The following is a 23,893-nucleotide window of genomic DNA, read 5'->3' as shown; positions in this document are numbered from 1 at the left end:
GCGACTCAAAAAAGGTGGAACGCAGACATGGCTTTTCTCCAACTCAACGCCTTGAGCAAACGCTACGGTGCCGTCGACGCAGTGGTCGCCACCGACCTTGCGGTGGAAAAGGGCGAGTTCGTTTCCCTGCTCGGCCCTTCGGGCTGCGGCAAGACCACCACCCTGCAAATGATCGCAGGCTTTGTCGACGTGAGCGGCGGGCAGATCCTGCTCGACGGCCGCGACATCACCCACGCCAAACCCGCCAGCCGTGGCTTGGGCGTGGTGTTCCAGAGTTACGCGCTGTTCCCGCACATGAGCGTGCGCGACAACGTGGCCTTCGGCCTGAAGATGCGCAAAGTGCCGGCTGCCGAGATCGCCGGCAAAGTCAAAACCGTGTTGGAACTGGTGCGCCTGGCCTCACACGCCGAACGCTATCCGCGTGAATTGTCCGGCGGCCAGCGCCAGCGTGTGGCACTGGCGCGTGCGCTGGTAATCGAGCCGCCGGTGCTGCTGCTGGATGAGCCGCTGTCCAACCTCGATGCCAACCTGCGCGAAGAAATGCAGTTTGAAATCCGCCGTATTCAGTGCGCCGTGGGCATCACCACCTTGATGGTCACCCACGATCAGGCCGAAGCCCTGTCGATCAGCGACCGCGTCGTGGTGATGCAGGCCGGGCGCGTGACCCAGATCGACGCGCCCTACAAGCTCTACGAACACCCACGTACGCGGTTTATCTCGGACTTTGTCGGCAAGGCCAACTTGCTGGCCGGTGACTACGACGAATTCGGCACTCCCCAAGTGCGTCATACCGGCGGCGACGGCCCACTGGTACTGAGCCTGCGCCCGGAAAAAGTCCAGCTGGTGGATGCAGGTGCAGGCCGCCTGCAAGGCGAGGTCCTCGACCGTTATTTCTTCGGCAGCCAATGGCTCTACCGCGTCCAAACGGCTCTGGGCGAAATCACCGTGGTACGCAGCAACGACGGCAGCGCACCGCTCGGTTGCGGCGCGGCGGTGGGCCTGGACTGGCACGCCGAGTTACTGCGCGTGCTGACGGCGGATGAGGTGCACCCATGAGCCGTGGTTATCTGTTGTCGCTGCCGGCGCTGCTGCTGTTTAGCGGCCTGCTGATCCTGCCGCTGTTCATGACCCTGGTGCTGTCGTTCAACGTGTTCGACTACCAGGTGGGCGTGAAGGCCGATGAGTGGACCTTTGCCCATTACCTGTCGCTGTTCAGCGATGCGTACTTCTACGAAATCTTCTGGCGCACCTTCTGGATCAGCGCGCTGGTGACTCTGCTGTGTGTAGTGATCGGCGTACCGGAAGCCTACATCCTCAGCCGCATGGGCACCCCGTGGCGCTCGATCTTTTTGATTTTGATCCTCACGCCGCTGCTGATTTCGGTGGTGGTGCGCGCCTTCGGCTGGAGCTTGTTGCTGGGTGCCGACGGGCTGGTCAACCAGGTGATTCAGTTCCTCGGCGGGCGCCCGGTGAAACTGTTGTACACGCCGTTCGCGGTGGTGATCGCACTGGTGCACGTGATGCTGCCGTTCATGATCATCCCGGTGTGGACCTCGCTGCAAAAGCTCGACCCGTCGGCGGAACAGGCGGCGCTGTCACTGGGCGCCAGCCAGGCCACGGTGATGCGCAAGATCGTGTTGCCGCAAGTGATGCCCGGCGTGCTGTCCGGCACCTTGATCGTGTTCGGCCTGGCCGCCAGTTCGTTTGCGATACCCGGCCTGCTCGGCGGGCGCCGCCTGAAAATGGTCGCCACCGTGGTCTACGACCAGTACCTCTCGGAACTCAACTGGCCCATGGGCGCGACCATTGCGGTGGTGCTGCTGTTGGTCAACTTGCTGATCATGCTGAGCTGGAACCGCATGGTCGAAGGCCGCTACAAAAAGTCCCTGGGGGTTTAAGCGCATGTCCAGAAACGGTCCTTTGGCCCTCGGTTTCCATGGTTTGGTGGTGCTGTTCATGATGGCGCCGCTGGTGGTGGTGTGCCTGGTGGCCTTCACGCCGGAAAACACGCTGAGCCTGCCCACCTCGGGCTTCTCGCTGCGCTGGTTTCGTGCAGTGTTCGAGCGTGCCGACTTTATCCAGGCGTTCTACAACAGCCTGATCCTGGCGTTTACCGCCGCCACCCTGGCGACCCTGATTGCAGTGCCCGCCGCCCTGGCGATCAGCCGCTATCAGTTCCCGGGGCGCAACTTTTTCAGCGCGTTGTTCCTGTCGCCCATCATCATTCCGCACCTGGTGCTGGGCGTGGCGATGCTGCGTCTGTTTGCGCTGATGGGCGTCAATGGCAGCTTCACCTGGCTGATGCTGGCGCACGTGGTGATCATCACACCGTATGTGCTGCGCCTGGTGTTGGCGGCGGCCATTGGTATTGATCGCAGTGCCGAGCAAGCCGCCGAATCCCTCGGTGCCGGGCGCTTCACGCTGTTCCGTCAAATCACCTTACCGATGATTTTGCCGGGTGTGGCCGGCGGCTGGTTGCTGGCGTTCATCAACAGTTTCGATGAAGTGACACTGTCTATTTTTGTCAGCTCGCCAGCCACGCAAACCCTGCCGGTGCGCATGTATGTGTACGCCACCGAGTCCATCGACCCGATGATGGCGGCGGTGTCGGCGCTGGTCATTGCACTCACCGCAGCCACCATGATCCTGCTCGACCGGGTGTATGGCCTGGACCGCGTACTGGTGGGGAAACATTGATGGCCTTGTTCAAACGTTTGGCCGAAACCCGCCGCCCTGCCCTGGCCTTTACCCTTGATGGTCAACCGGCCAGCGGTTTGCTGGGCGACACGTTGCTCACCGCCATATTGACCTGCGCCGAACACCTGCGCGGCAGCGATTTCAGCGCCGAACGCCGTGCCGGTTTCTGCCTGATGGGCGCGTGCCAGGACTGCTGGGTGCGGCTGGAAGATGGCCGCCGTGTGCGGGCTTGCTCAACGCTGTTGGAAGAGGGCCAGGCGATCAGCCGCGATCCAGGGCGTCAGGCATGAAACCGATCGTGATTGTCGGCGCAGGCCCGGCGGGCATCAGCGCGGCGCGCACCTTGCTCGACCATGGCATCAAGCCTTGCCTGGTGGATGAAAGCCTGCGCGGCGGCGGGCAGATCTATCGGCGTCAACCGGCCAATTTTCAGCGCTCGCCCAGGCAGCTGTATGGCTTTGAGGCGGGCAAGGCGACGGCCGTGCACCGCACACTGGATGAGTTGGCGCCGCTGATCGACTACCGGCCCGAAACCCTGGCGTGGAATGCCGAGGACGGTCGCCTGGACATGTTGAATAAGGGCCACGCCGAAAGCGTGGAGTACGCCCGGATTATCGTCGCCACCGGCGCCACCGACCGCATTCTGCCGGTGCCGGGCTGGACCTTGCCCGGCGTCTACAGCCTTGGCGCTGCACAAATCGCGTTGAAATATCAGGGCTGTGCCATCGGTGAGCGCGTGGCGTTGTGTGGCAGTGGGCCGTTGCTGTATCTGGTCGCCTACCAATATGCCAAGGCCGGGGCCAAGGTGGTGGCGGTGCTCGACAGCGCGCCATTGCGTGCCCAGTGCCGTGCTTTGCCGGCGCTGCTGGGGCAACCGGCGACCCTGGCCAAAGGCATTTATTACCGTGCCTGGCTCACCGCCCATGGGGTTCCCGTGCACCAGGGTGCGACGCTCCAGCAGATCGACGGCGAGCAACGGGTGCGTGGCATTCGCTGGGGCAAGCGGGTGCTGGAATGCGATGCCGTGGCATTCGCCCATGCGCTGCGCAGCGAGACGCAACTGGCGGATTTGCTCGGCTGTGAGTTTGCCTGGAACCCTTTGAACCGCGCCTGGCTGCCACAACGCGACAGTGCCGGGCGCAGCAGCGTCAGCGGCGTGTACCTGGCGGGCGACGGGGCCGGGATCATGGGCGCCGATGCCGCGCAAATGGCCGGTGAACGGGCGGCGTTGGCGGTCCTGGAAGATTCAGGCGTCGCCATCGATCCGCTTCGCCCAGCGCTGCTTGAGCAACAACTGGCGGGTATCCAGCGCTTTCGCCATGGCCTGGAAACCGCGTTCCCTTTCCCTGAGCAATGGGCCGCACAGGCGCCGGATGCGTTAATCCTGTGCCGCTGCGAAGAAGTCAGCGTCGGCGATGTACGCGCCGTCGTCGATGAGGGCCACTGGGAAATCAACCGGGTCAAAGCCCATTGCCGGGTCGGCATGGGCCGCTGCCAGGGCCGCATGTGTGGGCTGGCGGCCGCAGAGGTTGTGGCCGAGCGCAGCGGTCGCGCCATACACGACGTTGGCCGTTTGCGTGGCCAGGCGCCGATCAAGCCGCTGCCGTTTGGTGTAGAGGTGCAGCCATGATCGACGTGATCGTGTTGGGCGGCGGTATCGTCGGCGCGTCGGCGGCCTTGATGCTCGCGCACCAAGGCCAGCGTGTGGCCCTGGTGGAGCGGGACTTTTGTGGCTCGCACTCCAGCGGCGTGAATTACGGCGGCGTGCGCCGCCAAGGCCGCCCTTTGCACCAACTGCCACTCTCACAACGTGCTCATGAACTGTGGGCCGACTTGCCGGGGTTGATCGGCATCGACGGCGAGTACGTGCGCTCCGGGCATTTGAAACTGGCGCGCAGCCATGGGGATTTCGCCGCGCTGCAAGCCTATGCCGAACAGACCCGTGGGTTTGGCCTGGGCTTGCAATTGCTGGACTACACCGAGCTGCGCGCACGCTTCCCGTGGGTGGGCGACATTGCGGTGGGCGCCTCGCTGTGCCCCGAAGACGGGCATGCCAACCCGCGTTTGGTGTCGCCTGCTTTCGCCCGTGCGGCGCAGCGTCTTGGCGCGGCGGTGCACGAGCAGGCCGAAGTGACTCAGATCGAACATGACGGCCAGTGCTTCCGGGTGCGCTGCGCCAATGGCCTGCACCTGCAAGCGCCGTGGTTGCTGAACTGCGCGGGGGCCTGGGCCGGGACGCTCGCCGCGCAATTTGGCGAGCCGGTGCCGATCACTTCGGCGCACCCGGCGATGCTGGTCACCGAGCCGCTGCCGGTGGTGATGAACGTGAGCACCGGCGTTGAAGGCGGCGGGATTTATGCGCGCCAAGTCGCCCGTGGCAATTGCATCCTCGGCGGCGGCCGTGGTTTTGCCCTTGGCCCGCTGACGGCGCGCCCTGGGCAAGCGGCGGTATTGGAGATTCTGCGCAATGCCGGTGAGCTGTACCCGTTTCTCAAGGGTGCCCAGGCGATTCGTACCTGGAGCGGCACCGAAGGTTACTTACCCGATCATGAACCGGTGATCGGCCCCAGCAGCACCCAACCTGGCCTGCTCCACGGTTTCGGCTTTGCCGGCGCCGGGTTCCAGCTCGGCCCCGCCGTCGGTGAAGCCCTGGCAGAGCTCGTCTGCACAGGCGCCAGCCGCCAACCCATCGAAGCGTTTTCCATTCGTCGTTTCCAAGCCTGAGAGGAAAAACCCCCATGAACCCACGTATCGCACTGTCCTGCTTGCCCCTCGCCTTACTCACCGCCACCGCCCATGCCGCGCCGACGCTGTACCTGGGCATGAACGGCGGCACTATGGAACGGGTGTACGCCGACAAGGTGCTGCCCGCGTTCGAGAAGGCCAATAACGTCAAGGTGGTGATCGTGCCCGGCACCTCGTCGGACATCCTCGCCAAGGTCCAGGCCAACAAAGACAACCCGCAGATGCACGTGATGTTCCTCGACGACGGCATTATGTACCGCGCCATTTCCATGGGCCTGTGCGACAAGCTCACCCCCAACCCGACCCTGGACCAGATCCCGGCCAAGGCGAAAATCAAGGAAGAAGCGGTCGCCGTGACCCTGGGCGTCACGGGCCTGGGCTACAACGCCAAGATGTTCAAGGAAAAAGGCTGGGCGGCGCCCACCTCGTGGATGGACCTCGCCGATCCTCGATTCAAAGACAAGGTGGTGTTCCAGTCCCTGGCCTCCTCCACCTTCGGCCTGCACGGCTTCTTGATGTTCAACCGCATCCAGGGCGGCTCCGAGACCAACGTGGAGCCGGGCTTCAAGGCCTGGCCAAAAACCATCGGCCCCAACGTGCTGGAATACATCGCCAGTTCCGCGAAAATTTCCGAGATGGTGCAGACCGACGAAGCCGCGATCTTCCCCCTCACACCCACTCAGGTCACCACCCAGCAATTGCTCGGCATCCCGATGGAATACGCCCAGCCCAAGGAAGGCGCAGTGGTGCTCAACGTGGCCGAGTGTGTCATTGCGCGGAATGACCAGCCGGAGCTGGCGCAGAAACTCGCGGCCTTCTTGCTGACGGCAGAGGCCCAGGCGCCGGCGTTGGAAGAAGGTGACCAGATCCCGTCGAACCCGACCACGCCGACCACCGACAAAACCCGCGCACGGGTGGAGGCCATGCAAGGCTATTTGCAGACAGCGATTTCGATTGATTGGGACCAGGTCAACCAGGCGCGGCCGGAGTGGAATGCGCGGTGGAGCCGCTCGATCGAGCGGTAGCGGGCAGGCGTGGCGTGCTCCCGCGCGACTGCGCGGGAGCTACGGGCAGCGAATGTTTGCCAGTTTCAGTCGCATTTCGTGATAGCGGTAAGTGTTTAGCAGAAGTATTCCCAGCAGTGGAAACGCAACCCCCAACAGGTAAGCCAGCGCGTGCGGCCGGTATTGAATGGTAGGGGTCACCACTATCAAGCAGAGGACAAAATAGCCCGTCTGCCATCCAGTGGAAGCAACGCGCCCGCGTGCCAGCATCCAATGGCCAAGGCCGGACAAAATCATCAAGCCCAGCAACAGCGCAACGCTACATCCGGTTTGCATCGCCGGGCCAAGGCGGCGCAAATAGGTGGTGCTCGCCAGGAAGCCAGCGGCGCCGCCTGAAAGCAGGCTTACAACGACCATAAGCAGAAATTCAGGCAGGCACCGGGCAAGACGGTTTGCAGTTGACTCCCTCACGCGACAGCGCTCCCCGGCCAGTCAAGGCCGCTCGTGCAAAAGCGTGAGGGTAATCAGTAACGCCCAATGAGTGATGTAGGACGCTTCTCGTTTTTTTGCGCGCAACGTTACCGGTCTAGCCGCGAATCATCGACTCCCATAGGAAAGCAGGTATTGGGTGATAGCTATGCGCCTTAACGCGACGCCATCGCGGCGAGTTCTTCGCGGCTACGGCTGATCGCTGCACCGGCATTACGCAAGTCCGTTACCGCCGCCGCACCGCCCGCCTCGCTGATGCCTCGGCACGCCGGCAGGTGCAGAACCACTTCCAGGCCGGCCCTGAGCAATTGCATGGCCGTGGTCTTGACGCAAAAGTCCAGGGCCAGGCCCCCCACGATCACGCGGCGCACGCCCTGGGCCTTGAGGTACTCTATAACCCCGGTGGACAGCTTGTCGTGCAGGTCGTGGTAACAGGCGCCATAGGGATGCAGGTCGGGCTCGACGCCCTTCCAGATGAAGTAGTCGTAGTCATACGGCGTGGGCAATTCGTCGAGCAACGTGAAGCCTTCAGTGCCCGGCACACAATGACTGAGCCAGGTGAGGTCGGCATGCTCAAGGCCGGTGGGTTTCAACATGTCGCCGGGCTGCGTGACCACCCACGGGGCGTGCGGGGTATGGGCGTCTTTGCTGCCGACACGATAACCGGCAAGACCGGCCATGAAGTTGAGTTCGGCACCGATCTGATCGCCGCCGGCCACCGGCAGTTCATTGGGGCACAACGGCGTGAAACTCTTTTGGGGGTCGACGTCGAATGAGGCAATGGCGGTTTTCAAAAGGGTCATGGCGGCACTCCTGTGAGGTGCAGGTAAAAGTAGACATGAGGTACGGCTACCTCCACAAACACTTTGTTTACTTTTTTGAACACGGCGTTGCCAACTGACCTCACATTCAAGCCTTATGGAGATCCAATGTGGGAGCGGGCTTGCTCGCGAAAGCGGCGTGTCAGTCAATGCATTCAGCAACTGACACACCGCACTCGCGAGCAAGCCCGCTCCCACATTTTGCTCAGTGCCTGGCTCAATTCATCCAGTTGCCGCCGTCGACGTTGTAGGTCTGGGCCACCACGTAATCGGCATCTTTAGAGGCCAGGAAGATCGCCATGCCGGTCAGATCCTCAGCCGTGCCCATGCGCCCGAACGGCACCTCGGCGCCAACCCGCTGCTTCTTCTCGCCAGGCGCCAGCCCTTCATGCCTGGCAAACAGCGCATCCACGCCATCCCAATGCTCGCCGTCGACCACGCCCGGCGCGATCGCGTTAACGTTGATGCCCTGCTTGATCAGGTTCAAACCCGCCGACTGCGTGAGGCTGATCACCGCCGCCTTGGTCGCGCAATACACCGCCACCAATGGCTCGCCCCGCCGCCCGGCCTGGCTGGCCATGTTGATGATCTTGCCACCGTGGCCCTGGCTGATCATCTGGCGGGCCGCGGCCTGCAAGGTAAACAACGTGCCGGCGACGTTGATCGAGAACAGCCGCTCAAAGCTGTCGCGGGTGATGTCGACGATGGGTGCCAAGTCGAACAGTGCAGCGTTGTTGATCAGGATATCGAGCTTGCCGGCATGGGCCACCACGGCCGTAATCGCGGCGTCGATAGAGGCTTGATCCGTGACATCCATCGCAACTGCGTAAGCCTGTGGCCCCAGTTCGGCGGCGGTGGCCTGGGCGCGTTGCAGGTTGATATCGGCAATGGCGACCGTTGCGCCTTCAGCGATATAGGCCTGGGCAAAGGCGCGGCCGATACCGCGCGCCGATCCAGTGATCAGCGCGCTTTTACCTTCGAGTCGGTTCATAAAGAAGTCCTGTTTACTTAGGGTAACCGGCACGTTTCATTTCGCGCTCGGTAGTGGACTGAGCCGCAAGCAGCGCCTGGTCGACCGTCATGCCGCCGGTAAGCGCCGCCGAGAACAGCTTGCCCACCGAGGTGCCGATGGCCTGGAATTCCGGGATGGTCACGTACTGGATGCCCACGTACGGCACCGGCTGGGCCGACGGGTGCGCAGGGTCGGCGTGCTTCATCATCTCCAGTGTCACCTGGGCAAACGGCGCGGCCTTCAGGTATGCCTCGCTGTAGGTGGACTGGCGAGTGCCCGGCGGTACGTTGGTGATGCCTTCTTTGTCGGCGACCAGCTGGATGTAGTCCTTGGAGGTGGCCCAGGCAATAAAGGCCTTGGCGGCGTCCTTGTGCTTGGACGTCGCCGGGATCGCCAGGGACCAGGCGTACAGCCAGGAGGAGCCTTTATCGGTGACTTCGGTCGGTGCGGCGGCAAACCCGACACTGTCAGCCACTTTGCTCTGGGTTTTGTCGGTGGTGAACGAGCCGGCGACGCTGGCATCCACCCAGATTGCGCACTTGCCGCTGTTGAACAGCGCCAGGGTTTCGTTGAAGCCGTTACTGGAGACGCCCGGCGGGCCGTAGTTTTTCAGGGTGTTGACGTAATAGTGGGCAGCGGCCGTCCACTCGGGGCTGGTCAACTGCGGTTTCCACTGTGGGTCGAACCAGCGTGCGCCAAACGCGTTGGCCATGGTGCTCAGCAAGGCGATGTTCTCGCCCCAACCGGCTTTGCCACGCAGGCACATGCCATATTGGTCTTTGTCTTTTACCGTGAGCTTGGCTGCGAACTCGCCGAGCTGAGTCCAGGTCGGGTGGGCGGGCATGCTCAGGCCGGCTTGCTTGAACAGGTCGGTGCGGTAGTAGGTGACAGTACTTTCACCATAAAACGGCAACGCATACAGGGTGTTGTTAACCGACAAGCCCTGGCGCACGGAGGGGAAAATATCCTCGGCATCATAGTCGGCCGGCAGTTGGGTCAGCGGTTCCAGCCAGTGTTTGGCGCCCCACAATGGGGTTTCGTAGGTGCCGATGGTCAGCACGTCGAATTGCCCGCCCTGGGTGGCGATATCCGTAGTGAGGCGTTGGCGCAGCACGTTTTCTTCGAGCACCACCCAATTGAGCTTGATGTCCGGGTGCTGCTGCTCGAACACCTTGGACAGGCGTTGCATGCGGATCATGTCACTGTTGTTGACCGTGGCGATGGTCACGGTGTCGGCGGCGTAGCCGGGCATGGTCAGCGCCAGGCCAGTCAGCAGAAACAGCGCGTGTGGGAGCTTGAGCATGGCGGTATCCACCTGTTGTTTTTGTTGTTGAGCAGCGATTACAGCAGCTTGGTCAAGGCCTCACAAACGAATGACGAATGCACGGCTGGTACTTTTTTAACCCATGCATGAAAGTCAAAAAAGTATCAGTGCCAGGCGAAACCGGGGGTAGCGCACTGATTGCCGGTGCGCGTATTTTGGCGTTATCCAACGCATAAGAGGCATCACCATGCCCGTCAGCCGCGCCCAATTGTTCGAACACCGCCCCGCCGAACTCGAAGTGATCCTGCCCGAGCCGGACCACTGCTTTCGCTGGTTCGAACATGACTACCCCTATGATCTGGCGCGCTGGAACCACCATCCGGAATTTGAGATTCACCTGATCCGCCAAGGCAGCGGCAAGTTGGTGGCGGGCGACTATATCGGTGCGTTCAGCGCCGGGCATGTGGCGCTGATCGGCCCGGACCTGCCCCACGACTGGATCGGCGACCTCGCCCCCGGCGAATATTTGAACGGCCGCGATGTGGTACTGCAATTCGATGGCGCCGCCCTGCTCGCCCTGCGCAAAACCCTGCCGGAACTCGGCGACTTGCAGCCGTTGTTCGAACAGGCCCGACGCGGCCTGGAATTTACCGGCGAGACCGCCGCGCAGGCAGCCGGGTTGATGCAAGCCATCGGCAACGCCCGTGGCCTGCAGCGGTTGATCCTGTTTCTGCAACTGCTCGACACGCTTAACAATGCACCGCAAGCCCAGGTAAAGGCGCTGGCCAGCCCCTGCTATGCGCCCACCCTGGATGCGCGCAGCGCCGAACGCATCAACAAAGCCTTCGATTACCTGATGCGCGAGCTGACCGGCGACTTGCGCCTGTCGGTCATCGCCCAGCAACTGCAGATGAGCGAGCCAGGCTTCTCACGCTTCTTCAAGCGCAACACCGGCCACGGTTTTATCGACCTGATGCGCAAGTTCCGCGTGCAACGCGCCTGCCGCTTGTTGCTGCAAAGCGACATGTCGGTGGCAGACATTTGCTTTGAAGTGGGCTACGCCAACCTGTCCAACTTCAATCGGCACTTTCGCATCGAAATGCACCAGACGCCGAGCGAGTATCGGCGCGAAACCGCGATGCATTTATTCAACCGCAGCGAGAAATTGACACCCAGCCAATTTTGACCAAAAGGTCGATTAATCCCTGTTTTTTCCATACCGCTCAACCCTTTGAGCAAAGTTGGTACGCCACGTGCAAACGTTTGCGGAACGAACTTGGCCACCAGGTTCATCACGACCCGCAGAAACGGGTTCCAACCGCGTAAGAATAGGGATTTTCAATGCACCTCACCTCAAGGCGTCCCGCTTGTTTTGGTGTTTCCTTGCTACTGGCCGCCGTTACGGGAGTACTCAGCGCGCCCATTTTGGCGCAGCAAAAACCCGCGGATGACTCAGCACAGGGCGAAACCCTCAGCCCTGAAACCAAAAGCCCGGAAGCCAGCCCGACAAAAAAAGGCGTGTATATGTCGGACTGGTTCAACCAGGACCTGACCCTGATTGGCAGCAAAGACATCAGCTTCGGCCCCAAGCCGCAGGACGATGTGTACCTGGAATACGAATACTTCGGCCGCAAAGGCCCGTTCGAGCTGTATGGCTACATAGACGTGCCGAAAATCCTCGGCATCGGTAACAGTAATGACAAAGGCGCGTGGGACCATGGCTCACCGGTATTTATGGAGCATGAGCCGCGTATCTCCATCGACTACCTGGCCGGCCGCAGTTTGGCCATCGGCCCGTTCAAGGAGTGGTATGTCGCCTTTGACTGGATCTACGACCACGGCAGCAACAAGTCCAACCGTGCCAACACGCTGTACAGCGGCCTGGGCACCGACATCGACACCCATTCGCGGGTCAACCTGTCGGCCAACTTCTATGGGCGCTACCAGTGGGAAAACTACGGCGCGAGCAATGAGTATTCGTGGGACGGCTACCGTGCACAAATGAAGTACATCGTGCCCATCAGCAGTTTCGATAACGGCGCATCGCTGACCTATATCGGCTTTACCAACTACGATTTCGGCTCGGATTTGCACAAGGACAACCCTGCGCGCACCGCCAACTCATTAGTGGCGACCAACGTGTTGCTGTACTCGTTTACCCACTTGCGCTTCACCCTGGTCGGCCGTTACTTCCACAACGGCGGCAACTGGGAGGATGGCAGCGAGCTGAATTTTGGCGAGGGTAACTTCCGCGCCCGCTCGGATGGCTGGGGCTACTACGCCGGTGTCGGTTACCAATTCTGATCAAGGAGCTTTAGATGAACATGCTTACCCGTCTCTCGATGGCCATCGGCCTGGCCTTTTTGCCCCAGGTGGTGCTGGCGGATGCTCCGGCGCCGATCAAACCCAAAGTGATGCTGATCACCATGTTCGCCCCCGAGGCGCAAACCTGGATCGACCGCCTGGAACTCAAGCAGGAAGTGCGCGTGCCAGGCCTGTCGGCCGAATACCCGGTGATCCGCTGCAACACTCAGGACGTGTGCCTGTTGGTAACCGGCATGGGCCAGACCAACGCCGCCGCGTCCACACTGGCCCTGGCGTTGTCGCCCAAGTTTGACCTGCGCCAAAGCTACTTCCTGATTGCCGGGATCGCCGGCATCAGCCCTAAACACGGGACCATCGGCACCGCAGCCTGGGCGCATTACCTGGTGGAGTTCGGTACCCAGTGGGAGCTGGATTCGCGCGATGCGCCCAAGGATTGGCCAACCGGTTACATCGGCATCAACACCAAAGGCCCCAACGAAAAACCTCCGTTGGACTACAAGACCGAAGTATTCGAGCTGAACCCGAAGTTGCAGGCCAAGGCGTTTGCCCTGTCGCAAAAGGTTGAGCTGAGCGAAAGCAAGGAATCCAGCGCCTGGCGCAAACACTACCCGGCCGCGCCGGCCAACCAGCCGCCGCAAGTCACGCGCTGCGACACGCTGGCGGGCAATACCTGGTTCTCCGGCACACGCCTGAGCGAACGCGCCGAAGTCTGGACCAAATTGCTCACCGATAACAAAGGCGAGTACTGCACCACCCAGCAGGAAGACAACTCCACTTATGAAGCCTTGCTGCGCGCCAGCCGTGAAGGGTTGGTGGACATTCAGCGCTTGGCGGTGGTGCGGGCTGGGTCCGATTTCGACCGTCCGTATCCGGGTTACAGCGAGGTGGACAACTTGCTGAAGTATGCGGACCAGGGCGGGTTCGTACCGGCGCTGGAGAACCTGTACCGCACGGGTAATCCGCTGGTACAGGCAATTCTGAAGAACTGGTCGGCCTGGGAAAAAGGCGTCCCTGAAGCCTAGTGCAGATAGATCGTTCCCACGCTCCGCGTGGGAATGCCGCCCCGGACGCTCCGCGTCCCGCCTTAGAGGATGCAAGGTGACGCGGAGCGTCACAGGATGCATTCCCACGCAGAGCGTGGGAACGATCTTAGCTCCTACATTCAGGCTACGGGGTGGGCTACATTCAGCGCCTTGTCGACCAGCAGCTGCACACCTTCCAGCATTCGGCAGATACCCAGCGCGACATTGCGTTGCGAACCCTCGATTTCAAATGCCAGGTGGTTGGCAATGTCGCTGATCGACGCCAGATCCTGGGAAGCATTGACCAGCAAGGTTTCCGTACCCAAGTCTGCGCGCACGGTGAAGATGCCTTCGCTGGGTTCAGGAATGGGTTTGCCGGGGTTGAGATAGTGGTTGATCGCGCGGTAGGCGACTTCGTGCAGGGTGCTGGTGTCGTAGTCTTGGTGGACTGGGGGGTTGGGGGTGTCTTTGATCATGGTGGAACTCCGTCGACAAGTGAAGCTGCCAACGCTCGCGGTCAAGCAAGGATAAGGTGGCAGCTGTACGCGGGTTGACCGACCGGTTGTCAACGAACCCGGCATACCCAAAGGTATCCCGCGCACAACTGCCGCGACACAATACCTCAGGCATAAAAAAAACGCCTGAAGTTGGTACAGGGCGTAGCGATTCGTTAACAAGTCGGACGGTCAAATCCGGCCGCTGAATTGGCAGCGACGGCAGTGAGGTTAGTCAGCCCGCTTCCGAGCGACAACCTGAAACCTTTGTGGGAAACGTCCGATCGAAAACAGCCCTCAAACCTAGTGAAGATCAAAATGTGGGAGCTGGCTTGCCTGCGATGGCGGTGGGTCAGTCGATAGTTCTCTGACTGTCAGACCGCCATCGCAGGCAAGCCAGCTCCCACACTTTTAAGTCACGGGGTGGGCTACATTCAGCGCCTTGTCGACCAGCAGTTGCAAACCTTCCAGCATCCGACAGATACCCAGCGCGACCTTGTGTTGAGATCGTTCCCACGCTCCGCGTGGGAATGCCGCCCCGGACGCTCCGCGTCCCGCCTTAGAGGATGCAAGGTGACGCGGAGCGTCACAGGATGCATTCCCACGCAGAGCGTGGGAACGATCTTAGCTCCTACATTCAGGCTACGGGGTGGGCTACATTCAGCGCCTTGTCGACCAGCAGCTGCACCCCTTCCAGCATTCGGCAGATACACAGCGCGACATTGCGTTGCGAACCCTCGATTTCAAATGCCAGGTGGTTGGCAATGTCGCTGATCGACGCCAGATCCTGGGAAGCATTGACCAGCAAGGTTTCCGTACCCAAGTCTGCGCGCACGGTGAAGATGCCTTCGCTGGGTTCAGGAATGGGTTTGCCGGGGTTGAGATAGTGGTTGATCGCGCGGTAGGCGACTTCGTGCAGGGTGCTGGTGTCGTAGTCTTGATGGGCTGGGGGGTTGGGGGTGTCTTTGATCATGGTGGAATCCTTCGGGAGTGGAGCCGCCACGTTTCGCGGTCAAGCGAAATAGGGTGGCAGCTATACGCGGGTTGACCGACCGGTCCCAAAGTAGCCCGGCATACCCGAAGGTATCCCGCGTACAGCTGCCGCGACACGATACAGCAGACGTAAAAAAAACGCCTGATTCGATGCGGCACATACATTTGGGGGCGGACGGTCAAATCCGGCCGCTGAATTGGCAGCGACGGCAGTGAGGCTAGTCAGCCCGCTTCCGAGCGACAACCTGAAACCTTTGAGGGAAACGTCCGATCGAGAACAGCCCTCAAGCCCAGTGAAGATCAAAATGTGGGAGCTGGCTTGCCTGCGATAGCGGTGGGTCAGGCAACAAAAACATACCTGACAAACCGCCATCGCAGGCAAGCCCGCTCCCACAGTTTTTAACCGAGTTAAGGCAGGAAGATGATCTTGTCCGCGCTGCCTTTGTTGACTTCCTCGTAGCATTGCACCCCATCCGCCAACGCAACCTCACGCAAGCCTGTCGGCAACGGCAGCGAACCCTCATCAAAAAACCGCCCAAACTGCTCCAGCATCACCGCGCACTGCTCGCAGTTGTAGAGCAATGAATTGATGCCCACCACCGAACCGCCCTTGCGGTACAACGCCAGGGCCGGCAGTTGCACATGCCCATCGGCCGGCGCGGCGATGATCGCGATGCGGCCGAACGGGGCCAACCCTGCGACAGCCGCCGGCAGCCAGAAACCGGTGGTGTCGAAGATCACATCGGCGCCGCCCTTGAACACCGCATTCACCTGCCCGCCCAAGGCGTCCGGCTGGCCCAGGGCAATCGCGTCGAAGCCCTGCCCCTGCAACGCCTCGACCTGATCCGCCTTGCGCACCGCCGCCAGCACCTGCGCACCGCGAATTTTCGCCAGCGCCAACGCCGCACTGCCTACCGCACCATTGGCGCCAATCACCAGCAGCCGCGTGCCTTTTCCGACACCGCTACGCTCCAGCGCATCCCAGGCGGTGGTGTATGGCACGCCGAGGCTGGCGGCCTGGGCAAAGCTCAAGTGCGTCGGTTTATGGGCCACGCCCTTCGCCGACACCGTGAGGTATTGCGCATGTGAACCGTCGGCAAAAAAGCCCAAGTCACGGCCAGTGCCCCACACTTCTTGGCCAACCCATTCCTGCGGGCCTTGCACCACCACACCGGCAAAGTCCCGGCCGGGAATACGCGGCAACGTTGTATAGGGAAACCGCCCAAGTACGTTTTTAACGTCGCTGGGGTTCAATCCCGCTGCTTTAACCTGGACCAACACTTCACCGGCAGCCGGCAGCGGTTTGGCGACGTCGACAACACTCAGGGCGGCAAGGTCGCCGGTGGCGGAAAATTGCAGTGCTTTCATAACCAACATCCCTTCAAATAAAAGAAAAATCAGGACAACCAACCGCTGACCAGCTCACGCCCCATGGGCCAGAGCTTTTCACCGAGCAACATGCCCATCAGCCCCACGAGGGCAATGGCAGGCGGCGCGGGCGAGCGAAAGTCCAGGGCGCCGTAGATCACGCCGACAAACAGGCCGATGGCGAGGGAAATGAGGTAGTTCATAGGGTTTACGCCGGTTGGGTTGATGCGCCCAGTTTAGTGAGCCCAATCCCGAAGCATCGGCCAAGTGCTTCAGGATTTCGGCCAAAGCCTCAACCGACGTATTGCGACGGCGCCACACCGAGTTCACGGCGGAACATGTCGCTGAAGCTGCTGGGCGAATAACCCAACGAGCGGGCAATGCCACTCACCGACTGGCCCTGGATCAGCTCCGCCACCGCCGTGGCGAGCTGCACCTGACGGCGCCACTCGGCAAAGCCCATGCCGAGGTGGTTCTGGAACAACCGCGCCAGGGTGCGCACGCTGGCACCGGCCGCTTCGGCGTGTTGCTCAAAAGGGATTTGCAGCGAAGGCGCGGCCATCACCGCCTGGCAGGCATTAATCAACCGACGATCGGCCTCCAGCGGCATGGCAATGCGGATCTGCGAGCGGCGCGCGCGTTGAAGTTCCAACAACGCCAGGCCGACCACGGCGTCGTAATAGGCTGTATCACCGTTATCGCCCTGATCAACCAGGGCGACGATGAGCTCACGCAGCAGCCCACCGACTTCAATCACTTGCACCTGGCTGTCCAGCGTCGCCGCCAACGCCGGGCGCAGGTAGATATTGCGCATCTGCAGGTCCGAGACCACACGAATGCCGTGTTCCACACCTGGTGGCAGCCACACGGCGCGTTGCGGCGGCACCACTAACGCTTCGCGCGGTGTTTCAACCCACATCACCCCGCTCATGGCGTAGAGCAACTGGCCCCAGTCGTGGCTATGGGGCTCCACATACAACCCACGCGGGTAGGTGCGCGCCAGCGGTTGCACGGGGACGGCATGATCAGTGAGGTTGGGAGGCGCGGCCAGGGCCATGAAGAGCACATCAATCAAGGGTGAGCGGCCATGGTAATGACCGCCACCCGATAAGCCGAGGGGATTTTTAGCCTTTTGCGGACTTGGCGCACTCGCAACCGGTCGGTGAGGCACACGGCTCGCCATGCGCATGGTGCTCAGCGCAGCCTTGGCAGCAATAACCCTTGCCGTCTTTCATCACCGCATTAGTGCCCAGTACGCAGTTGCAGTGTGGGCAGGCACAGTTTTCATCAGCCATGTTCAGACTCCTTTTGCATGGTCGTCCAAGTGCTGCGGGCGCAACACCTTAAGCAGTGACTCCAGGCACGGTTTGAAGGTTCACCGCCGTTAATCGGCCAGGCGGCTGTTGCTGCGGTACATGAACACCAGCGCCAGCGCCAACAGCAGCATCGCCACGATACGGCTGCCCGACAGCTCGATGGCCGGGTTGCCCAACCAGCCAAAGTTGTCGATCAGCATGCCCATGCCCAACTGCCCAACGATCACCGCCACCGTGGCCACCGCCGTACCCACCACGGGCACCGCGCCGACCATGACCATCATGTACACCACGCCGAACAGGGCGCCGGTCAACTGCCATTTCGGCACGTCCAGCAAGCTCACGGCCTGTGCGGGTTCGAAGAAGAAAATCAACAGTGCCGTGGTGATTGCGCCCACCGCAAAGGTCAGCAAACTGCTGCGCAATACGCCTACCGTCTGGCCCAGGCGGCCGTTGATCGCGGCTTGCACACTCAGCACCGCACCGGCGGCAATTACCAGTACCAATAACAATATCAGATTCATCGCTTTAACCTCGTGCAATCAGAACAAGTGCCGCCACGATCAACGCCAGGGCAATCCAGCGTTCGCCATTGACCCGTTTACGCGCGGTGCCGAACCAGCCGAAATGGTCGATCAGCACGCTCTTGCCGACCTGGCCCGACAAAATCGCGATCATGGTCATGGCGATGCCGATATGCGGCGTGGCCAGGGTCAGCACCACCACATACATCGGCCCCAAAAAGCCGCCGATCAACTGCCAGCGCGGCAGGTCGGTGAGTGCCGGGCCTTTTTGCGGGCCGCTGAACAGCAGCAGCAAAAACAGGATTGCCGTGCCTACGCCAAAGATGCTCAAGGTCGCCCACAAATGCCCGACTTGCGCACCCAATGGCCCGAGCAAGCCGGCCTCAACCGACAGGCCCATGCCCGCCAGAATCACCAGTGGCAGCAAGAGCAAGCGCAAAAGATTTTTTTTCGGCCTGGCCTGCGCCACGCCCTCGATGGAACTTGCCTGCATACATCACCTGCGTATCAAAAAAGGAAACATGGCGCGCATTATCCGGTGGCCGTCTTGTGCGATAAATGGGAGCATGCACACAACACCTTTGCGCATTGCGCACAGCACGGGGCCACGATGCAGGGTTTAAATGAACTGAGTTTCAAGGCATTGCGCCTGTTCGTAGCGGTGCTGGATCACGGCAGCTTTTCTGAAGTGGCACGCCGTGAAGGGCTGGCGCCCTCCTCCATCTCACGGCAAATCCAATTGATGGAACAGGCGCTCGGCCAGCAATTGCTCTACCGCCACACGCGTGCGGTCAGCCCCACCGAAGCCGGGCGCCTGCTCGGGCGCCACGCACGCTTGATGCTGGAACAGTTGGAAGCCGCCGGCCAGGCCTTGCAGGAGCAGGAAAGCGAACCCAGCGGGCTGGTGCGTATCAACGCGCCGATGGTGTTTGGCCAGCGTCACCTGTCACCGTGGCTGGGCGAGTTGTGCCGCCGCTACCCCAAGCTGCAACTGGATATCCAGCAAACCGACACCTACGTCGACCCGTTGCAAGACGGCACAGACCTGCTGTTTCGCATCGGCGTGCTTAACGACTCCAGCATGCAGGCCCGCATTTTCGCGCCCCAGCGTTTTCGCCTCGCCGCCAGCCCGGCGTACCTGGCCCGATATGGCACGCCGCGTCATCCCGATGAGCTGGCCAACCATCAATGCCTGGCCTACAAAGGCATCACCGGCCAGCAACGCTGGTTCTTCCGTCGCAGCCAGGGCGACTGGACGCCGTACAGCGTCAAAGGCCCCATCACCGGCAACCATGCCGACACCCTCACCCACGCGGCGGAGCAAGGCCTGGGGCTGGTGGTGTTTCCCTCCTGGCTGATCGGCGAAGGCTTGCGCGCCGGCACTTTGCAGGCGGTACTTACGGAGTACGACGTGGCCACCACGCTGGAGCCACAGCAGATTGCCGCGCTATGGCCGGGCAGCCGGCGGCTGTCGCTGAAGGTACGCACGGTGATTGATTATTTTGTGGAGTGTTTTGGGGCGGTGCCGTATTGGGATCGGTGAGGCCCGTCCCTCTCACTGGAAAAGCCTTGGAAGGTAAAAATTCCTGGTAGGAAAAGTAGGCTCGTTCTGAATTTTCGGGCCACTATTTCCAGCCACCGTATGCCAGGCCAGACTCAGGCTCCTTCCCCACAGAAGAGACGCCATGAATGCACAGCGACACGTCATAACGGATCCATTAGACCCAACGAAAGCTCACGTCTCCAAGCGGGCTCATCAGGCCAGTACCGGCCAAATAACCATTATCACCAAGAACGGATGTGCGCTTGCCCAGCCCGGGACGGCTGGGCAACACCGGGGGCAAAGAATTGGCGTAATGAAAGGAAAACTGACTGTCCCGGACGACTTTGATGCGCCATTGCCTGACGAGGTGCTCGATACGTTTCAGAAGGCTTTGATCTAAAACTCCGATCAAAACAACCACTGCCCAATCAACCACGCATTCGCCCCACTGATCAGCGCAAACAGAAACCACGCCAGTAGCCGCGTGGGCAGGCGGTTAACGAAGGGCCCCATCAGTTGCTTGTCGTCAGTCATGCGGATCAGCGGGTACAACGCGAAAGGCAGCTGCAGGCTGAGCACCACCTGGCTCAGAATCAGCAGTTTGCCGATGGCGTCGTCGCCCATCAGCCACACCCCCAGGAACGCCGGGATCAGCGCCAGCCCGCGCGTAATCAGGCGCCGCTGCCAGCACGGGATGCGCAGGTTGAGGTAACCCTCCATGATCACTTGCCCGGCGATGGTGCCGGTAAAGGTCGAACTCTGCCCCGAGGCCAACAAGGCGATGCCGAACAGGATGCTGGCGAAGGCGCCACCCACCAAGGGGTCAAGCAGGTGATAGGCGTCCTGGATTTCAACCACCTCGGTGTGGCCGGTCTTGTAGAACGCGGCGGCGGCCAGCACCAGGATCGCGGCGTTGACCAGCAACGCCAGCGCCAGGGAACCGATGGTGTCGATACGCGCCAGCTTGACCGCGTCCTGTTTGCTGGCGAGGTCTTTGCCAATCAGGCGGGTCTGCACAATGGAGGTGTGCAGGTAGAGGTTATGCGGCATCACCGTGGCGCCGAGAATGCCGATGGCCAGGTACAACGGCGCGGCGTCGCTGATGGCCGCCAGCGACGGAGTAAAACCACTGAGTACGTCCGGCCAGTAAGGTTTGATCAGCACCAATTCGATAAAGAAACACACGCCAATGGTTGCCACCAGCGCCAGCATGATCGCTTCCAGGCGGCGGAAACCGCGGTTTTGCAGGGCCAGGATCAATAGTGTGTCGAAGGCGGTAATGACGATGCCGGTAGTCAGCGACACACCTAGAAGCAAGTGAAAGGCCAGAGCGCAGCCAAGTACCTCAGCAAGGTCGGTAGCGATAATGGAGATTTCCGCCAACACCCATTGCGTGCGCGCGGAGCGTTTGCTGTAGCGCTCACGGCACAGTTGCGCGAGGTCTTTGCCGGTGGCGATGCCCAGGCGCGAACACAGGCACTGCACCGCCATCCCGGCCAGGCTGGCCAGCAGCACCACGAATAACAGGCTGTAGCCGTAACGTGAACCGGCCTCGATGGCCGTGGCCCAATTGCCGGGGTCCATGTAGCCGATGGAGATCAGCAGGCCGGGGCCGGCGAACATCAGCGCCCGTTTGAAAAACGAGGCCTTGGGGTCGACGATAACGGAGCCGGCCACTTCCGGCGGGCAGAACGGGGCAGTGGCGATTTTCGGCAGGCTGAATTTCACGCGGTATCCCAGGCAAACACACAAGTCAGAGCCGCAGCTTATCAGTCCGACGCGACCGTGCGCATCACCGTTTCCCGGGGCAAGTCGAACGCTTCGACGACTTGCACCACCAGGTCCATCTCCTGGTTCAACGCCTCGCGCTCCATGCGCTGGCGAATCACGCCAATCACCAACACCGCCAAGGTGGTGATCGAATAGGCCGGGCCGGAAAACGCACGCACGCCTGTTACCAGCAACATCGCCGCCGCCAGTGCCTGGCCCACCACCGGAATCGCCGTGGCCGCGCCGCGCCGCAGCATAAACCCCGTAAGCCCCGCCAACGCCGTGCCGCTCAGGGCGGTGGTGGCCGAACGGCCGATATCGATGCGATTGAACAGGCCCTGCTCTTTTTGCGCGGCCGCCTTCAGTTCAGCGTCGAAGGCCTGGCGGTCGGCGCGACTGAGTTTGTCCTTGTACTGCTCAATGAGTTTTTCCGCGACCTGTGCCTCGATGTCCGCCAGCACCACGGTTTCAAGCGGCCCATCGAACTTGATGCCCAGCCGCTGTGCGACATCTTCGGCGATCTGGCGATAACTCACGCCATGGCCACGGGCGAGGTTCATAAAGCTGTCACCGCCCATGCGTTGCAGTTCGATGGCCAGTTTCAGCGGTTCACGCATGTCAGCGTCGATCGAGGCACTGCGTTTTTGTGCCATCAACTCAGCCAGAAACTTAAGCTCCTCCGGGCGTGCCTGCACCAAGGCCGGAAACAGTTCTACGTCCTCCTCGGCAAAACGCACTTCGCTGCTACGCAGGTCGGCGCGAATCAGGCCACGCCGTTCCTGCAGCAGGTCGGTGTACTGCACCACCGTTTTCAGCTGCGGCCAGTAGGCGGCGTGGTCGAAGGTGGCCAGGTGCACGTTGGTGACCTTGGCCTTGAGCGCGGGGGTGACGTCGATCGCATACCGGCCGATACAGCGCTCGGTGTCCGGCTTGATCGCAAGCGCCCAGTCCTTGCTGGAGTAGCAGTTGATCACGCGGCCCTTGAGCGGTGCCGTCACTTGATCCCAGGGGCTGGACGTACTGATGGCGCCACCCATCAGCAACACATTATTGAGCGGCAATTGGCGGGCGACCTCGGGGCTGGCCAGCAGGCTCTTGACCAGGATACGCGCGCCGAGGGAGTGCCCGATCAGGTTGATGCGCCGCACGGGCAACGCTTCGCCGTGCAGGTAATGGGCAAGCTCAGGCAATAACGTCTTGGCCACTTCATCAACACGCGCCTCGACACTTTTGTAATGGTCGAGAAAGTAGGCAATCGCACGGCCCACACCCACGGTTGCCGCGCCCAGGCCGCCACCACCCAGCAGCGCGGTGATCACATCCTTGACCGGTGCAAACAGGTTTTCCAGAAAATGCCCCGCCGGCCAGAACAGCATCAGGTTGGTCGAGCCTTCGATGCTTGCCAGTTGTTGCGTGAAGTTGCCCAGTTGCTGGCGGTTGAAGAAGGCCGAGTAACCGTGAACATAGAGATTGAGCACATCCCCTTGAGGCTCGCCGCACAACAGGAACGTGGGCTTGCGGGTGCGGTGCATTTCATCCCACTGGTGCTGCATGGGCCGGTGACTCCTGGTGACGGTGGGCGGCGATAGTAACAAAGCAGGGCCGCCTGCAAGGTGAATCCTGATCAGCGTGTGAGTTTTTCAGAACAACGACACGGCCCTGGACTTGGCCAGGTAGCGCCCCGGGGAATCGCCCAGGTGCCGGCGAAACACCGCGGTGAAGGCGCTGGGGCTGCTGAAGCCCAATGCGAACGCGACCTCGGTGATCGAGGCGCCATGGCTGAGCTGCGCAGTCGCCTCCAGCAGGCAGACTTGCTGGCGCCAGGCCACGAAGGTCATGCCGGTGCTGTCCTGGAAATGCCGGGTAAAGGTCCGCCGACTCATGCTCGACCAATCCGCCATTTGATCCAGAGACACGGTTTGCGCAGGCGCGTCCAGAAAGCGCTGGCAAGCCCGTGCCAGGCGCGGTTCGGAGGGCAACGGCGCACTGAGGGGCAAGGCCGGCAGCGTACCGATTTCGTCGATCAACAGCGTCAATACGCAGTGCCGCCGAACCTCGGATGTTGCCGATGCCCCGCACGTCAACGCGGCTTCCAAAAGATGCCTGAGCAACGGCGATACCTCGAACACCTGGCAGTGCCCCTGCAACCCTGCGCGCTCGGCCGCTTGCGCATCGAGGTAGGTATTGAGCATCACCACATCGCCGCGCATGTGCATCTCATGGGCAATGCCACCGGGCACCCAGACGGCCCGCTGCGGCGGCACCACCCAATTGCCCAGGTCGGTGAACATTCTTAACGCGCCAGTGGAAGCATAGGCAAACTGGCCGCGCGGGTGCGTATGCCGGGCAAACACGCTGCCGGACGGGTATTCACGCAAGGTCACAAGCGCTTCGGGGTCGTTGTCGTCAAAGGTCGGAATCATGGCCCGATCTTGTCAAAGTATGACCTGACATAGCAAGCGGGCCATCAGCCCGCACTCTAGCATCCACCCCTTTGAAGCAACCG

The 23,893-nt window shown here is 61.4% G+C and carries 27 protein-coding genes; 11 read left to right on the top strand and 16 right to left on the bottom strand.

The genetic code is table 11. The features are described 5' to 3' along the window. The first annotated feature begins 27 nt into the window (after window positions 1-27). Genes AOA59_RS19710 through AOA59_RS19680 form a run of 7 tightly spaced genes read left to right on the top strand, consistent with a single transcriptional unit; the run spans window position 28 to window position 6,467 of the window. A complete protein-coding gene (locus tag AOA59_RS19710) occupies window positions 28-1,056 on the top strand; it encodes an ABC transporter ATP-binding protein (RefSeq protein WP_099488793.1) in 1,029 nt (342 codons plus the stop codon). After that, window positions 1,053-1,898 (top strand): ABC transporter permease, encoded by an 846-nt coding sequence (locus AOA59_RS19705; protein ID WP_069787205.1) that lies wholly within the window; start codon window positions 1,053-1,055, stop codon window positions 1,896-1,898. Before AOA59_RS19710 ends, AOA59_RS19705 begins: the two co-directional genes overlap by 4 nt. Before the next feature lie 4 nt (window positions 1,899-1,902). Next, a complete protein-coding gene (locus tag AOA59_RS19700) occupies window positions 1,903-2,697 on the top strand; it encodes an ABC transporter permease (protein WP_065932095.1) in 795 nt (264 codons plus the stop codon). Continuing rightward, the gene (locus AOA59_RS19695) at window positions 2,697-2,987 is read left to right on the top strand and encodes a (2Fe-2S)-binding protein (protein ID WP_065932096.1); all 291 of its coding nucleotides are present in this window, start codon (window positions 2,697-2,699) and stop codon (window positions 2,985-2,987) included. The genes AOA59_RS19700 and AOA59_RS19695 overlap by 1 nt, the downstream gene beginning before the upstream one ends. Further along, window positions 2,984-4,327, top strand: a complete 1,344-nt coding sequence (locus tag AOA59_RS19690; RefSeq protein ID WP_099488792.1) for an NAD(P)/FAD-dependent oxidoreductase — start codon at window positions 2,984-2,986, stop codon at window positions 4,325-4,327. Before AOA59_RS19695 ends, AOA59_RS19690 begins: the two co-directional genes overlap by 4 nt. After that, entirely contained in the window at window positions 4,324-5,421 is a 1,098-nt protein-coding gene (locus AOA59_RS19685) for an FAD-binding oxidoreductase (protein ID WP_099488791.1), read from the top strand. Before AOA59_RS19690 ends, AOA59_RS19685 begins: the two co-directional genes overlap by 4 nt. Before the next feature lie 14 nt (window positions 5,422-5,435). Next, entirely contained in the window at window positions 5,436-6,467 is a 1,032-nt protein-coding gene (locus tag AOA59_RS19680) for an ABC transporter substrate-binding protein (protein WP_058420064.1), read from the top strand. Window positions 6,468-6,506: 39 nt separating this feature from the next. On the opposite strand, the gene AOA59_RS19675 is transcribed toward AOA59_RS19680, so the two are convergent. The 4 genes from AOA59_RS19675 to AOA59_RS19660 form a co-directional block, all read right to left on the bottom strand. Then, window positions 6,507-6,863 carry a hypothetical protein gene (locus AOA59_RS19675; RefSeq protein ID WP_099488790.1) on the bottom strand — a complete coding sequence of 119 codons (357 nt, stop codon included), beginning with the start codon at window positions 6,861-6,863 and terminating at the stop codon, window positions 6,507-6,509. Between the two features lie 227 nt (window positions 6,864-7,090). Further along, entirely contained in the window at window positions 7,091-7,738 is a 648-nt protein-coding gene (locus AOA59_RS19670; RefSeq protein WP_065932100.1) for a nicotinamidase, read from the bottom strand. Between the two features lie 235 nt (window positions 7,739-7,973). Next, window positions 7,974-8,747 (bottom strand): L-iditol 2-dehydrogenase, encoded by a 774-nt coding sequence (locus tag AOA59_RS19665; RefSeq protein ID WP_065932101.1) that lies wholly within the window; start codon window positions 8,745-8,747, stop codon window positions 7,974-7,976. Window positions 8,748-8,760: 13 nt separating this feature from the next. Further along, on the bottom strand, window positions 8,761-10,020 hold the full coding sequence (locus AOA59_RS19660; protein ID WP_371919077.1) for a sugar ABC transporter substrate-binding protein: 1,260 nt from the start codon (window positions 10,018-10,020) through the stop codon (window positions 8,761-8,763). 259 nt (window positions 10,021-10,279) lie between these two features. Between AOA59_RS19660 and AOA59_RS19655 the strand changes: the two genes are divergently transcribed. From AOA59_RS19655 to AOA59_RS19645, 3 genes are all read left to right on the top strand, one after another. Continuing rightward, entirely contained in the window at window positions 10,280-11,218 is a 939-nt protein-coding gene (locus AOA59_RS19655; protein WP_065932103.1) for an AraC family transcriptional regulator, read from the top strand. 155 nt (window positions 11,219-11,373) lie between these two features. Beyond that, on the top strand, window positions 11,374-12,336 hold the full coding sequence (locus AOA59_RS19650; protein ID WP_056859385.1) for a nucleoside-specific channel-forming protein Tsx: 963 nt from the start codon (window positions 11,374-11,376) through the stop codon (window positions 12,334-12,336). Window positions 12,337-12,350: 14 nt separating this feature from the next. Next, window positions 12,351-13,379 carry a purine nucleoside permease gene (locus AOA59_RS19645; RefSeq protein WP_056859386.1) on the top strand — a complete coding sequence of 343 codons (1,029 nt, stop codon included), beginning with the start codon at window positions 12,351-12,353 and terminating at the stop codon, window positions 13,377-13,379. A gap of 140 nt (window positions 13,380-13,519) precedes the next feature. Here the strand turns inward: AOA59_RS19645 and AOA59_RS19640 are convergent, their stop codons facing one another. The 8 genes from AOA59_RS19640 to AOA59_RS19605 all read right to left on the bottom strand — a co-directional run bounded on the left by AOA59_RS19640 (window position 13,520) and on the right by AOA59_RS19605 (window position 18,567). Then, the gene (locus AOA59_RS19640) at window positions 13,520-13,855 is read right to left on the bottom strand and encodes a DUF6124 family protein (protein ID WP_099488788.1); all 336 of its coding nucleotides are present in this window, start codon (window positions 13,853-13,855) and stop codon (window positions 13,520-13,522) included. Window positions 13,856-14,510: 655 nt separating this feature from the next. Beyond that, window positions 14,511-14,846 carry a DUF6124 family protein gene (locus AOA59_RS19635; protein ID WP_099488787.1) on the bottom strand — a complete coding sequence of 112 codons (336 nt, stop codon included), beginning with the start codon at window positions 14,844-14,846 and terminating at the stop codon, window positions 14,511-14,513. A gap of 428 nt (window positions 14,847-15,274) precedes the next feature. Further along, window positions 15,275-16,234, bottom strand: coding sequence for a zinc-binding alcohol dehydrogenase family protein (locus tag AOA59_RS19630; protein WP_099488786.1), 960 nt, complete (start codon window positions 16,232-16,234; stop codon window positions 15,275-15,277). 29 nt (window positions 16,235-16,263) lie between these two features. Continuing rightward, a complete protein-coding gene (locus tag AOA59_RS19625; RefSeq protein WP_074854484.1) occupies window positions 16,264-16,437 on the bottom strand; it encodes a DUF1427 family protein in 174 nt (57 codons plus the stop codon). An 89-nt stretch (window positions 16,438-16,526) separates the two neighbouring features. Continuing rightward, on the bottom strand, window positions 16,527-17,291 hold the full coding sequence (locus tag AOA59_RS19620) for a helix-turn-helix transcriptional regulator (protein WP_099488785.1): 765 nt from the start codon (window positions 17,289-17,291) through the stop codon (window positions 16,527-16,529). Window positions 17,292-17,358: 67 nt separating this feature from the next. Further along, window positions 17,359-17,529: a metallothionein gene (locus tag AOA59_RS19615; protein ID WP_065932107.1), complete on the bottom strand. Its 171-nt coding sequence runs from the start codon at window positions 17,527-17,529 to the stop codon at window positions 17,359-17,361. 89 nt (window positions 17,530-17,618) lie between these two features. Further along, window positions 17,619-18,074, bottom strand: a complete 456-nt coding sequence (locus AOA59_RS19610; RefSeq protein WP_099488784.1) for a DMT family transporter — start codon at window positions 18,072-18,074, stop codon at window positions 17,619-17,621. 4 nt (window positions 18,075-18,078) lie between these two features. Beyond that, entirely contained in the window at window positions 18,079-18,567 is a 489-nt protein-coding gene (locus AOA59_RS19605; protein ID WP_065932109.1) for a DMT family transporter, read from the bottom strand. A gap of 117 nt (window positions 18,568-18,684) precedes the next feature. On the opposite strand from AOA59_RS19605, the gene AOA59_RS19600 reads away from it, so the two are divergent. After that, window positions 18,685-19,617, top strand: coding sequence for a LysR family transcriptional regulator (locus tag AOA59_RS19600; protein ID WP_099488870.1), 933 nt, complete (start codon window positions 18,685-18,687; stop codon window positions 19,615-19,617). A gap of 175 nt (window positions 19,618-19,792) precedes the next feature. Here the strand turns inward: AOA59_RS19600 and AOA59_RS32430 are convergent, their stop codons facing one another. The 4 genes from AOA59_RS32430 to AOA59_RS19580 all read right to left on the bottom strand — a co-directional run bounded on the left by AOA59_RS32430 (window position 19,793) and on the right by AOA59_RS19580 (window position 23,810). Next, a complete protein-coding gene (locus AOA59_RS32430) occupies window positions 19,793-20,053 on the bottom strand; it encodes a hypothetical protein (RefSeq protein ID WP_158235257.1) in 261 nt (86 codons plus the stop codon). Beyond that, the gene (locus AOA59_RS19590; RefSeq protein WP_017139624.1) at window positions 20,026-21,345 is read right to left on the bottom strand and encodes an Nramp family divalent metal transporter; all 1,320 of its coding nucleotides are present in this window, start codon (window positions 21,343-21,345) and stop codon (window positions 20,026-20,028) included. Before AOA59_RS19590 ends, AOA59_RS32430 begins: the two co-directional genes overlap by 28 nt. Before the next feature lie 41 nt (window positions 21,346-21,386). Continuing rightward, complete coding sequence (locus AOA59_RS19585; protein ID WP_099488782.1) at window positions 21,387-22,940, bottom strand: DUF726 domain-containing protein; 1,554 nt, start codon at window positions 22,938-22,940, stop codon at window positions 21,387-21,389. An 87-nt stretch (window positions 22,941-23,027) separates the two neighbouring features. After that, window positions 23,028-23,810 (bottom strand): helix-turn-helix domain-containing protein, encoded by a 783-nt coding sequence (locus AOA59_RS19580; RefSeq protein WP_065932112.1) that lies wholly within the window; start codon window positions 23,808-23,810, stop codon window positions 23,028-23,030. Between the last annotated feature and the right edge of the window lie 83 nt (window positions 23,811-23,893).

It is taken from the genome of Pseudomonas sp. 2822-15 (assembly GCF_002742515.1).
GTDB classification, from domain to species: Bacteria; Pseudomonadota; Gammaproteobacteria; order Pseudomonadales; family Pseudomonadaceae; genus Aquipseudomonas; species Aquipseudomonas salomonii.
The sequence above is the reverse complement of the archived record's forward strand: the minus strand, read 5'-3'. Positions and strand labels throughout refer to the sequence as shown.